At 63.1% G+C, this 12037-nt stretch carries 11 protein-coding genes; all 11 read left to right on the top strand.

Annotated elements, in window-relative coordinates; translation table 11 throughout:
- Positions 1 to 484 precede the first annotated feature (484 nt).
- A complete protein-coding gene (locus KA184_20630) occupies positions 485 to 1252 on the top strand; it encodes a polysaccharide biosynthesis/export family protein (GenBank protein ID MBP8131993.1) in 768 nt (255 codons plus the stop codon).
- 15 nt (positions 1253 to 1267) lie between these two features.
- Positions 1268 to 2839, top strand: coding sequence for a hypothetical protein (locus KA184_20625; GenBank protein MBP8131992.1), 1572 nt, complete (start codon positions 1268 to 1270; stop codon positions 2837 to 2839).
- Positions 2830 to 4551 carry an AAA family ATPase gene (locus KA184_20620; GenBank protein MBP8131991.1) on the top strand — a complete coding sequence of 574 codons (1722 nt, stop codon included), beginning with the start codon at positions 2830 to 2832 and terminating at the stop codon, positions 4549 to 4551. Before KA184_20625 ends, KA184_20620 begins: the two co-directional genes overlap by 10 nt.
- Before the next feature lie 10 nt (positions 4552 to 4561).
- Positions 4562 to 5266: a hypothetical protein gene (locus KA184_20615; GenBank protein ID MBP8131990.1), complete on the top strand. Its 705-nt coding sequence runs from the start codon at positions 4562 to 4564 to the stop codon at positions 5264 to 5266.
- Between the two features lie 69 nt (positions 5267 to 5335).
- On the top strand, positions 5336 to 5785 hold the full coding sequence (locus KA184_20610; protein MBP8131989.1) for a hypothetical protein: 450 nt from the start codon (positions 5336 to 5338) through the stop codon (positions 5783 to 5785).
- A 38-nt stretch (positions 5786 to 5823) separates the two neighbouring features.
- Positions 5824 to 6645: a sugar transferase gene (locus tag KA184_20605; GenBank protein ID MBP8131988.1), complete on the top strand. Its 822-nt coding sequence runs from the start codon at positions 5824 to 5826 to the stop codon at positions 6643 to 6645.
- A gap of 46 nt (positions 6646 to 6691) precedes the next feature.
- Positions 6692 to 7297, top strand: a complete 606-nt coding sequence (locus KA184_20600; protein ID MBP8131987.1) for an acyltransferase — start codon at positions 6692 to 6694, stop codon at positions 7295 to 7297.
- Positions 7294 to 8643 (top strand): polysaccharide biosynthesis C-terminal domain-containing protein, encoded by a 1350-nt coding sequence (locus KA184_20595; protein ID MBP8131986.1) that lies wholly within the window; start codon positions 7294 to 7296, stop codon positions 8641 to 8643. The genes KA184_20600 and KA184_20595 overlap by 4 nt, the downstream gene beginning before the upstream one ends.
- 10 nt (positions 8644 to 8653) lie before the next feature.
- Positions 8654 to 10024 (top strand): O-antigen ligase family protein, encoded by a 1371-nt coding sequence (locus tag KA184_20590; GenBank protein MBP8131985.1) that lies wholly within the window; start codon positions 8654 to 8656, stop codon positions 10022 to 10024.
- Positions 10025 to 10027: 3 nt separating this feature from the next.
- On the top strand, positions 10028 to 11029 hold the full coding sequence (locus tag KA184_20585; protein ID MBP8131984.1) for a glycosyltransferase family 2 protein: 1002 nt from the start codon (positions 10028 to 10030) through the stop codon (positions 11027 to 11029).
- The coding region (locus tag KA184_20580; protein MBP8131983.1) for a glycosyltransferase at positions 11026 to 12037 on the top strand (1012 nt) is incomplete at its 3' end. The genes KA184_20585 and KA184_20580, both read left to right, overlap by 4 nt.

Below are 12037 nucleotides of genomic sequence, written 5' to 3'. Positions count from 1 at the left end.
CTCTGGTCCCTGCGAAGACTTGCGGTTCAGGGAAGAAAACTTTTGACAACATTGACGGTTTTTGCTATACTTTATGCACGGGATGAGTGGAGGATCCTGTAATCGTGTGCGAGTCTGGCCGCACAATAGCCTTGGGGACGGTTGGCGTGTCCCGTAGTCGGAGCAATTGCAGGGCAGCGCGGGCGTTTCGGAAGCCTCTTGGCCTGTATCAAGGCGAACCGTGTGGCGGGGGGGACTGCACGTAGGGTATCGGGAGCAAAGGCAAGCGGAATTCGCGCTTGCGTTCAGAATGTAATAGTATTAGGATTTGTTGAGGAAGCGTGCGGAAGCGGAAACGCGGAAAGTCTCCGTTTCCCGTGCATGAAATCGCATGCAGGGAGCAAGGACCATCCATGCAAGCGGGACAGCATCGCGTACGAGGGTTGTACGGGCCGGCTTTCCCGGAAATGGTGGGCGGTCCCGTCCAGGTAGGAAACGCGTGTCCATGAAACAAAACATGTGGTTTTTCAGGCGTGCAGGGGCAGTCACCCTTTGCGCGGTCGGTGTGGCGCTCATTGCGGGGGGGTGTGTATCAACCGCGCCCGCTGAGAATCCCGCCTGGCCGGAGCCCGCGGCGCCGGCGGTCAAACTGCAGCCGGGCGATTCGGTGCGAATCGTGTTTACGTATTGGCCGGAACTGAACGAAGAGCAGACTATCCGGCCGGACGGCAAGATTGCGCTGCAATTGGTGGGCGACGTTGACGCGCAAAACCTGACTCCGGACGAGTTGCGGACGGCGCTGATGACTCGTTACGCGGACAAGCTGAAAGACCCCGAGATTACGGTGGTCGTGACGCAATATACGAGTCAGCGCGTGTATGTCGGGGGCGAGGTGCGCACGCCGGGCCTTATCCCGATTCAGGGGCGTTTGACGGCGCTGGAGGCCATTATGCAGGCGGGCGGCTTCAACAAGGGCACGGCCCAAATGCGCAATGTAGTGCTGATTCGCGAACGGGACGGCCAACGCTTCGCGCGTTCGATTGATTTGCGGGAGGCCATCGGGTCGCCCGAGAGCACACCCGTATATCTCGAACCTTACGATATTGTCTACGTGCCACGCACGGTAATCGACCAGGTGGACCAGTGGGTGGACCAGTATATCAACCAGATCATTCCGCGCAGTGTCTACTGGAACTTGACGTATGACTTGAACGAGCAAGAGTTCGAGACAGACAGTCGGAGTTTCCAAATCCAGGCGGTTCCAGGTCTGTAGGGAGAATCAGCGGCGATGGATAGCGGCATCCTGCTCAATTCTGTTCGTGACATCATGTACGTCGTGTTCCGTCACAAATGGAGGATCGTCACGTTCTTCCTGCTGGTGTTGGCGATTGTGACAGCGGTCACGTTTGTGCTGCCCGTTGTGTACCGGTCGGAGGCGGTGCTCCTCGTGCGTCTTGGGCGCGAGTACCTGCCCGCCGACATGTCGGTAGAACAGCCCTTCGTCAACGTGGCGCAGGACCGGACGGGCGAGGTCAAGTCGGAGGTGGCCATTCTGACCAGCTACGACCTTGCGCAGCAAGTGGTCGAAGAGTTTGGGGAAGGCTGGATTCTGTACCGGAGCGACCTGCCGCGGAAGGAGAAGGCGATCGACGAACCGCCTGCGCCTGGACCGCTGAAGCAAGCCGTGAACATGTTGCGGGACCAGGCGCGGAACGTGCTGGTGCTGCTGCGTCTGCGTGAACGGCTCGAACCGAAGGAAGAAGCGATTCGCACGCTGATGGACAGCATCACCGTGGACGTGGAAGACAAGACCAACATCATCCGCGTGGGCATGGAACTGAAGCACCCCGAGCTGGCCAAGCAAGTGCTCAAGCGGCTTATCGAACTGTATCTGGAACGGCACGTGGACGTATACGCCGCGCAGGCCGTGCCCGCCTTTTTCCAGAAGCAGGTCGAGGAAGCCGAGGCCGCGCTGAAAGCCCAGGACGACCAACTGGACGCCTTCCGCCGAGAACATGATATTTCATCGCTTGAGGCGCAAAAGGAGACGTTGCTCGCGCAAATCAGCGACCTCGAGGGGCAACTGAGCACGGTGACCGCCGACGCGGACGGGCTCCAGGCCGTCGTGAACCAACTGACCGAAGCCATGCAGCGCCAGCCCCGGACGCAGGAGTTGTCGCGCACCACGGGCATGCCCAATTACGCCGCGGACACGCTGAAAGAGCGGTTGATTGACCTGCGCGCGCAGGAAACGGACCTAGCCGCCCGATACCCCGACACCCATCGTCCGCTGGTCGAACTGCGAGACAAGGTTCAGGTTCTCGAAACGCTGCTCAGCCAGGAAGACGAGGTGCTTACGGAGGTCACTACCGGCTTGAACCGGAATTATGAGTCTTTCGAGCACACGCTGGAAAGCGAGAAGGCGCAACTGGGCGGCATGCGCGCGCGCATAGTGGTCCTGCAGGACGAGATCGCCGGATTACGCGCAAGGCTCGCACAGATATCGGCGACGGACGTGGAACTGCAGCGCCTGACCCGGGAACGCGACGTGCGCGAGCAGGAGTACCGCGAATTCCGGGATACGTGGCAGCGGGCGCGGATTGCGCACGCCAAGGATATCGACAAGGTGTCGAATATCAGCATGGTTCAGGATGCGTCTACGCCGCTGTTGCCGGAGCGGCCGAACAAGACGCGGAATATCGCCCTGGGCATTCTGCTGGGGTTGTTCGGCGGTATCTGCTACGCGTTCATTCGCGAATTCCTGGATGACACGATCAATACGACGGAAGCGGCTGAAAAACGGCTGGGAGTGCCGGTGCTGGCGGAGATTTCCGAGAAGGAATTCCGTACATGTACCTAGACTTCTACGGCTTCGACCGGGAGCCGTTCCATATCACGCCGGACCCGGAGTTCCTGTATCTGAGTCCGAGCCATAAGGAGGCGTTTGCGACTGTTGTCTATGGGGTTGAACAGCGCAAAGGCTTCGTCGCGCTGACCGGCGAGGTCGGAACGGGAAAGACGACCATCCTGCGCGCGTATATCAAGCGCATAGAGCGCACGCCTACGCGCCCCATTTATCTGTTCAATCCGGACCTTACCTTTGACGAACTGCTGCGGCTGGTCCTGCGGGAAATGGGCGCGGAAGACCAGAGCGGGTCAGCGTCCGCCATGCTGGACCGGCTTCAGTGGCTGCTGATTAACGAATACAAGGCGGGGCACAACGTAGCGCTGATCATCGACGAGGCGCAGAACATGCCGGTGGAGACCCTCGAGAAACTGCGCATGCTCTCGAATCTTGAAACCGCGAAGGACAAGCTGATCCAGATTGTGCTGGTCGGCCAGCCGGAACTGGAACAGAAATTGGAACTGCACGCGCTGCGCCAACTGCGGGAACGTATCGCGGTGCGCGCGACCATCCGCATGCTGACGCGTGCGGAAAGCTATGAGTACGTCCGCTACCGGATGACACAGGCCGGCTGCCTGCGCGAGAACGTGTTCGCGAAGGATGCGCTGCGCCGGATTGTGGCGAAGGCCCGGGGCAATCCCCGGCTGTTGAATATCCTGTGCGACAATGCGCTTATCGCGGGTTTTGGCGCGTTTCAGCAGACGGTCTCCGCGAAAATCGTCCGCCAGGTGATCGCGGATGTGCTGGGCAACGCCCGCCAGCGACGATTGCGCCTGGCCGGCGTGGGCGCGGCGCTTTTCCTGCTGGCCGCCGGGCTGACGGTCGGCCTGGCATTTGCCTCCTTTGAAGAGGGGCGATCGCAATCGGCCACGCTGGGCACGACGGACGCCGGTGTGCCGCCGGCTGTGCCTGACGCTGTGCAGGAGGAAAGGCAGACGCCGCAAGACGCGCCGCAAGGGCCGCAGCCAGGACAGGCGGGGGCGCCTTTGGCGGAAACGACTGACTCGGCCGGACAGGTTGCGGCGCCGGCGGGAGGGGTGGAGCCGAAGATGCTCGACCATAAAGTGGTCGCGTTGCGAAAGATGGAGGAGGCGTTTGCCGAGACGCCGGCTTCTTTGCGTTCCAGGGAAACGCCCGCTGAACCGGCGCCTGACGCAGTGGCGGATGCGGTGTCCGTGGCCGCCGGGCCCGCCCCGGTGGAGACCGTCCCGGCCGTTGCCATGGCGGCCGCGGCGGCGGAAGCCGTCCCGGCCGTTGCCGCTGAAGAACCAACGCCGGCGGAAGCCGCTGCGCCGTCTGCCGAGGCGCCGCGCCCGATAGATGCAAACTTTGCGCCGCAGCCGGTTCCCGCGCCGGGTTCTGGGCCGCCTTCTGAACCGCAACCGGGCGACATGCGCGCCATGACGCCGGCGAAAGCCGAAGCAGCCCCAGCGGGCATGGTGGCGCGTCACGTCAAGGTTGGCGATTGCCTGACCCGGCTGGTGGCGGAAACATACGGCCGCAGTTCCGCGTTCCTTGTGGAAACAGTGCGGCGCGCGAATCCTCGTATCGAGAATGCCGATATTATCTGGTCCGGGGACACGTTGCTTTTCCCGGAACGGATTGTTGATGAACTGGGCGTCGAGCATACGGCGTCCATCCCCGAGGCGTCTTTCGTCGGAGAATAGGGAACCGCCCATGACGAAGATATACGAAGCACTTGACAACGCAAGCAGAGAACGAACGCAAAGTGGGCCGCGACGCGGTGGGGCCGGTCTGGCTATCACCGTATCCAAACCGCTCGAGGACAAGCTGCTGTCCCTATATCAGCGGATTGAGGCCGGCATGCCGGGGCCGCGGGGTCCGCTCGTGGAGGTCGTCGGCGCGCATCCGGGCGAGGAGGGCGCGCGCGTTGCGCGGCAGTTTGCCAAACTGGCTGCGGCGCGCATGGGCAAGCGTGTCCTGCTGTTGGGTGCGGTGGGCCCCGCACTGGCCACGGAGGCGACATCCGATTGGCTTGAAATGGCCGCAAATGGCGAATTGCATGAGGATGCCTTCCGCATCGTCGGAGAGTCGAATCTCTGCGTAAGTCAAATGGCTTCAAATACTTCCACGCTGGCATCGGTGCTGGCTGCGCCAGGTTTGCAGCGTGTGCTCGAGGAAGTGCGCCAGCAATTTGACATGACGGTTGTTGTGGCCCCCGCGTTGGGCGCATCGCCGGAAGGCTATCAATTGGCTTCCATAGTGGACGGCGTTGTGGTGGTGGTGGAAGCAGGCAAGACGCGCTGGCAAGCGTGCAAGCGGGAAATTGCCCGGATGCAGGCTCAGGGCGCGAAGGTGCTTGGTATCATTTTGAACAAGAGGCGGTATTATATACCGAACTTCGTCTATAGACGTATCTAGGGGCGGTGGCGCAGCACATGGGAACGCAGCTGCGTGAATCGCTGGTTCAGCGTAGAAGGGACGTAAGCTGTGTTGCGAATGTTCAGGCGTTGCTTCGTCTGGAAACGCCGCAGGACCCGGCAATCGGTTGAAGGGCTCTTGTCTGCTGAGGCGTTTGACGAGCAGTTGCGCAAAGAACGGGCGCGTACGGACCGGGGCTGCGGACCGTTCAGCCTGTTGGCGTTGCAGATTGAGGCGCCGCCGGACAGCGAGGCGTTTTTGCAGGCGGCCTGGGTGCTGGCGGCCCTATTGCGGACGCGCACCCGAATCATCGACATCAGAGGCTGGTTCGGCGACAGGATAGGCGTGATATTCCCCAATACGCCGAGCGCGAACGTCGCCTGCATCTGGCCGCCGATAAAGGAAGCGTTTGACCAGCGGGCGCATTCGGCCAGCGCCGAACGCGCACCGTTACCGGAAGTAACGTACGAGGTGTTTGCGTATCCGAGGGAAGGACTTGGCGACGCCCCGAGTGAATGAGAAGGGATTTGCGCGGGGCAGACAGGAATTGCAGGCTTATGGCGTTTTCACGCGCCAGTTCGACTGGCCGGACTTTCGCGCCGGAGCACGACAGTAAGAGTCAAGGCTTCGGCCACGATGAGAAATATGGGCTTTCCCCCGTGACGCGGGATGCAGTCACACAGTGGATGCTCAGGATTCGCGGGATTGAAAGGGTCGCGCAGCGCCGTGCGGGCGCCTGCCCCGTAGCGGCACAGCCGCTCGAGACGTTTTTCGTGCGCCCCTTTCCGCGATGGAAGCGGGCCCTGGACGTGGCCGGCGCCTCGTTCTGCATAGTGCTGAGCGCGCCGCTGATGCTGCTGATCGCGCTGGCGGTGCGCCTGACGTCGCGCGGTCCGGTGATTTTCGCGCAGGAACGCGGCGGCTGCGGCGGCAGGCCTTTCAAGGCCTACAAATTCCGGAGCATGGTGGCCGACGCGGAAGAGCGCAAACACGAATTGCTGCAATTCAACGAGCGGAAAGGGCCGGCCTTCAAGATGAAGGATGACCCACGGGTCACGCGGGTCGGAAGCGTGATCCGCTGCCTGAGCCTGGACGAACTGCCGCAGTTGTTCAACGTGTTGCGGGGCGACATGAGCCTGGTGGGGCCGCGTCCCCTGCCGGTGGCCGAGGACCGGGAGTACGCGCTGTGGCAGCGGGCCCGGCTGGCCACGAAGCCCGGCATTACCGGGTTGTGGCAAGTCACGAGCCGGGACAAGAGCTGCTTTGACCATTGGGTGCGCCTCGACCTGCAATACATTGAGAACATGTCGTTCTGGCAGGATGTGAGAATACTCTTGCTCACCGTCCCGGCAGTCCTGTCGCGGCGTGGCGCCCACTAGCGCATGTGAGGCGCACGAAGATCGTTTTGGGAGGCGCGTGGCAAACATGGTGAAGAAGTTGAAGCGGATGATCTGTCTGATCCTGTACTACGGGTTTGCGCGTCATCTGCCCGAGCACAGCCTGCCGCGCGGCAGGCTCTGGCTGCTCTTGCGGCGGTGGACCGCCGGCCCGGCGCTGCGCCATTGCGGCAGGGGCGTGCACATCAATCGGGGCGCGCATTTCGGCAATGGGTCCCACTTCTCGATGGGAGACCATTCGAGTCTGGGCGCGCATGCGCGAATCATCGGGGACGTCACCTTCGGCAATTACGTGGGACTGGCGCACAATGTGTTCATCACGGCTTACGGCCGCGAGTTTTCCAGCCTGGACAAGCCCATGATGTTTCAAGGGAAGGTGCCCGATGATCCGGTCGTGATTGAAGACGATGTGCTCATTTTTGCGAACGTAGTCATTCTTCCCGGTGTCCGTATCCGAACGGGCAGCGTCATTGGCGCGGGCGCGGTGGTTTCCCGCGATGTGCCGCCTTATGCCATTGTTGCGGGCAATCCGGCCCGCGTGGTGAAGTGGCGCAAGCCACCCGAGCCGGAATGGCTTGATGGGCGCGTTACGCCGCTGGCTGGGGACCACCTGAAACCGAAGCCGAAGCCGTGAGCAGGCCGTCAAACACGGCTTCCAGCGGTGGACCGCGCGCCCTGCTGGCCGCGCTTACGCGGGGGTCGGCGGGCAAGGCATTGCTGACCGTGGCCGACCAGGGCGTGGTCAGCGCGGCCAATTTCATCAGCCTCATCATCGTCGGGCGCGCGTGTGTTCAGGCGGAACTCGGTTTGTACTCGCTTGGATTCACGGTTGTGCTGTTCGCCATGAATTCTCAGAACGCGCTGATTACCTCTGCCTACATTGTGTTCAGCCCCCGGCTTGAGGGGGAAGCCGCGGCGCGCTACGCGGGCAGTACGCTGGTTCATCAGGTAGTTTTGTCCGTCTCGCTGGCCGCGGGGCTTGCCGCAGCGGGCGCGGTCTTCGCGTTGTTCAGCACGCCCGATGCCGGCCTTGCTGGTCTGGAAAGGGTCTTGTGGGCGCTTGCGGCGTGCGTCTTGTTCATTTTGTTCAAGGAATATGCGCGGCAGGTGTGCTTCGCGGGCCTGCGCACCGTAACGGCTCTCGCGCTGGATGTTGGCGCTTCCGTACTGCAAGTCGCCGGCCTTGCCGCTGCGGGTCTGTCCGGGCGGCTCTCTTCGTGGTCCGCGTACGCTGTCATCGGCGCCGCGGCGGGCATTGCGGCCGCGTTCTGGCTCTATAGTCAGCGGCGGCGCTTCGCGCCGGTGCGCGCGGCGATTTGGGCGGATTTCCGGCGCAATTGGACCTACTGCAAATGGATATTCGCGATGAACCTGGCGTACGTCGCCGCGAATCAGGTCTATCCGTGGTTATTGGCGGGTTTCCACGGGAAAGAAGCGAATGGCGTTTTTGGCGCCTGTTCGGGCGTGGTGTTTTTTGCAAACCCGTTTGTGCTCGGCTTGAGTAATTTCCTGGGGCCGAAGGCGGTGCATGCGCATAAGGAAGGCGGCGTGGCCGGAATGCGCTCGGTAGTGAACCACGCGACCGTGTTCTTCGCCGTGACCATGAGTCTGTTCTGGGCCGGCATGCTGGTGCTGGGTGAATGGCTGCTGGTGCTGTTGTTCGGCGCCTCATACGCAGGCAACGGCGCGGTTGTGGGCCTGCTCGCGGCCAGCCAGTTTATTTGGGCGCTGACGATTCCGGTGAACTTCGGGCTGAATGCCATGGAGCGGCCCGATGTCGCGTTCAAGGCGCTGCTGCTGGGACTCGTGTTCACCTTCACGGCGGGCGTCTGGCTGGTCCGCGCATACGGTCCGGCGGGTGTCGCGTGGGGGTTGCTGGCGGGAAATTGTATCGCATGCGTGTATAATCGTGCCGTGTACGCCCGGCACGCCCGGTTCCTGATGTCTTTGGAGCAGTCACCCGGCGGCGCGGGCGCATGAGGTGTTTGTGATGGATACAGCCGCAACCCAATCGCGTGAAAATCTGCCGGTGCGCGGACGGATGGGGGCGCCGCTTGGCGTGTTCCTGCTGGTGGCGGGCGCGTTTATCGCTATGGAACACGATTACGCGGGGCCGAAGAAGTTCGAGATGCTTGTGAAAGCTCAAAGCATCGAGGAATTCGCGAACCTGGAGCAACAACTGTTCCAGCCCCGGGCGTGGCGGCAGGCAGGCGGCCTGGCGCTGGGCGCTTTTGGTTTGTTCCATTTGTTGCGGCGCCGCCGCGCAGGGGACACCACCGTCGGTTTCCTTGCGGTGCTGCTGCTCTTTTTCGCGGGTTGGTCGGTGCTGAGCCTGACCTGGGCGGATGACCCCGCGCTTTCGTTTCGGCGCGTCGCGCTATTCGCGCTGCTGGCGCTGGGCGCGGCGGGTGTGGCACAGCGGCTGACGCCGCGTCAGATTCTCTGGCTCGCGGCATTGTGGAGCGGCGCTTTTCTCCTTCTGGCGCTGGGCGTCGAGGTGGCGCAGGGCGCGTTTCAACCGTTGAAGGCGGGCTACCGTTTCGCGGGGACCATCCATCCGAATGCGCAGGCGGTGAACTGCGCCATCTTGTTTCTGGCGGCGGTGCACTTGATGCGCGGCGCGCAACGAGGCCGGATGCTCTTGTTGTTGCTTGCCGCCGCCGCGATTGTGTTCCTTTACCTGACACGTTCGCGCACGGCTTTCGCGAGCGTGGTCGCCGTGCTGCTGGTGCAGTGGGGCATCATCCAATCGCGTTCGATGAAAGTGACGCTGGCGAGCGCCGCGCTCCTGTTCGCCGTATTCTTCCTGCTGCTCAGCGATGTGTTGTGGCCGGTCGCGCAGCGCGGTATCGCGATGGGCCGCGAAGACGCGAGCGCGACAACGGGCACGCTGACGGGGCGGCGTCAACTCTGGGACCAATGCCTGGATTTCGCGGCGGAGCGCCCCGTGCTCGGCTATGGCTACGGCTGTTTCTGGAATGAGTCGCGGTCTGGCGCGATTATCGAGAAGCAAGGGTGGCCGATATCCCATGCGCACAACGCCTATCTCGATGTGGCCCTTGACCTGGGGCCGGCCGCGGCGGTGGCCTTTGTCTTGATCCTGATCGCGGGGATTACGGTGGCGATTGCGTACTCGCGCGTGACGGGCGCTTCCGAATACGCCTTTTTTGCGATGGTGCTCTTGTTCTGCGCGCTCAATGGATTGCTCGAAAGCGTGGCTATCCAGCGCGGTCAGCTCACGTTTCTCGCCATGGTGATCCTGGTGCGGCTGGCTTTCTTCAAGGCGCCGGATGAGGCCGGCGTGCCCGGCATGACCGAGCAGGGCTCCGTTGTTCTGTCCGGCAAGGAGCGCATGGCCTGATCTATGACCGCTAACCTCGCGAGTGTTGTCATCTGTACGTACAACCGCGCCGCCTCGCTGCGTCAGTCGTTGGACACTGTTACGCGTCAAGAGACCGGCGGCCATTTCGCGTACGAAGTGGTCGTGGTGGATGACGGGTCTGCCGACGATACACGCGCCGTTGTGGAAGAAGCGGCTGCCCGCGCGCCCGTGCCGGTCCGTTACGTGCTTCACGAGTGCAGAGCCGGCATCGGCAGCGCGCGGAATCGGGGCGTGCGTGAGGCGCACGGCGAGTGGGTGGTCTTCTTCGACGATGACCAGCTTGCCGAACCGTGCTGGCTGGGGCGGCTGATCGAGGTTGCGAAGAACCAGGGGGCCGTCTGCGTGGGCGGGCCCCGGTGTCTTGACCTCGCGCCGCAGCACCTGGCTGCGCTCGGACCGGTGTGCCGCGGCGTGCTAGGGGAGCACCTGTATCTCGAACCGCCATCCGTCCTTGAAGGCAAGGAATTGCCGAGTACGGGTAATCTGCTGATAGCGCGCCGGGTCTTCGAGCAGATTGGGGTATTCGAGGCCGGCTTTTCGGGCTGCGAAGATACGGAGTTCCTGAACCGTTTGCGCGCGGGCGGTTTTGCCATCTGGACGGCGCCGCGCGCCATGTGCGCCCATATGATCCCGGCGTACCGGACGCAGGCGCGGTATTTCCGCTGGGTTTCGCTCCGCTGGGGATTTGGCTTTGCCAAGAGCGACGCGAACAGACGGGGACGTTTCAGCGTCATGCTTCTGTGTTTCGCGCGGCTGGCGCAGGCGCTGGCCGTGCATCTGCCGCGGTTGATATTCGCCCGCTCTAAAGGGGATGCCGCGGCGGCGCAGGACCGGCGGTTGCTGCTTTGGCGCGCGGAAGGATACGCGCGCATGACGCTTTGGCTGCTGGCGCCACGGCTCTTTTCCCAGAAACGTTTTTTGGAGGAGATGGAGTTTCGCAAGGAGCGCGAAATGTTTGCCGGCAATGACGGTAAGCCGGCATGAAGGTGCTGCAGGTTCACAACCGTTACCGGTTGCGCGGTGGCGAAGATGCGGTGGTCGAGGCGACGCTCGACCTGCTGCGCCGCCGCGGCGACGCGGGGCTGTTGTTCGACAAGCACAGCGACGAGGCCGCGCGCGGCCTTCCGGCCCGCGTGCATGCGGTTTTCTCGGGCATCTACTCGGTGTCCGCGCGGCGTGAGATGGAGAGGCTGCTGGAAGCCGAGCGGCCGGATGTGGTGCACGCGCACAACCTGTATCCGTTGCTTTCGCCTTCCGTCCTGGTTGCGGCGCGGCGCGCGGGCGTGCCCGTCGTGATGACCTGCCACAACTACCGCTTGGTCTGCCCCATTGCCGTGCACTTTGTCCGCGGCGCCGTTTGCGAGCGCTGCGCCGGGGGCCGCGAGTACTGGTGTCTGTTGCGTGATTGCCGCGGCAACCGGATCGAAAGCGCCGTCTACGCGCTGCGCGGCATGGCCACCCGGCGTCTGGGCCTGTTTCTCAAGAACATTACCTTGTTTCTCTCGATCAGCGAGTTTCTGAAGTGGCGGCTCGTCGCGGCGGGCGTGCCGGAAGACCGTATCGCCGTCGTGCCCAATATGATCCCGCTGCCGGAAACGGGGGTCGACGCCGCCCAGGGTGCGTATGCCGGGTTCGCGGGCCGCGCGAGCGAGGAGAAGGGTATCCCCGTGCTTCTCGAGGCCGCGCGGCTGCTGCCGCACGTCCCTGTGCGCATTGCGGGGCACGGACCGCTCTTGAGCGCGTTGCAGCAGGATGCGCCCGAAAACGTCACGTTCCCGGGCATGATGAGCCGGGAGGGACTCACGGCGTTCTACCGGGGCGCGCGGTTCCTGGTGGTGCCCAGCGTCTGGTATGAGACATTTGGTCTTGTCGCCGTGGAGGCGATGAGCCATGGCGTGCCGGTGATTGCGGCGCGCATCGGCGGTTTGCAGGAATTGGTGACGGATGGTGTTTCCGGCTTCCACTTTGCGCCGGGCGACGCGGCGGACCTCG

The sequence above is a fragment of the Candidatus Hydrogenedentota bacterium genome, assembly GCA_018005585.1.
Taxonomy (GTDB): Bacteria; Hydrogenedentota; Hydrogenedentia; order Hydrogenedentales; family JAGMZX01; genus JAGMZX01.
The sequence above is the reverse complement of the archived record's forward strand: the minus strand, read 5'-3'. Positions and strand labels throughout refer to the sequence as shown.

Bases quoted from the DNA above. Each gene is read 5' to 3' on its own strand.
- KA184_20605 (MBP8131988.1), top strand. From the start codon at position 5,824: ATGGCGTTTTCACGCGCCAGTTCGACTGGCCGGACTTTCGCGCCGGAG.
- KA184_20620 (MBP8131991.1), top strand. From the start codon at position 2,830: ATGTACCTAGACTTCTACGGCTTCGACCGGGAGCCGTTCCATATCACG.
- KA184_20615 (MBP8131990.1), top strand. From the start codon at position 4,562: ATGACGAAGATATACGAAGCACTTGACAACGCAAGCAGAGAACGAACG.
- KA184_20630 (MBP8131993.1), top strand. From the start codon at position 485: ATGAAACAAAACATGTGGTTTTTCAGGCGTGCAGGGGCAGTCACCCTT.
- KA184_20625 (MBP8131992.1), top strand. From the start codon at position 1,268: ATGGATAGCGGCATCCTGCTCAATTCTGTTCGTGACATCATGTACGTC.
- KA184_20585 (MBP8131984.1), top strand. From the start codon at position 10,028: ATGACCGCTAACCTCGCGAGTGTTGTCATCTGTACGTACAACCGCGCC.
- KA184_20600 (MBP8131987.1), top strand. From the start codon at position 6,692: ATGGTGAAGAAGTTGAAGCGGATGATCTGTCTGATCCTGTACTACGGG.
- KA184_20590 (MBP8131985.1), top strand. From the start codon at position 8,654: ATGGATACAGCCGCAACCCAATCGCGTGAAAATCTGCCGGTGCGCGGA.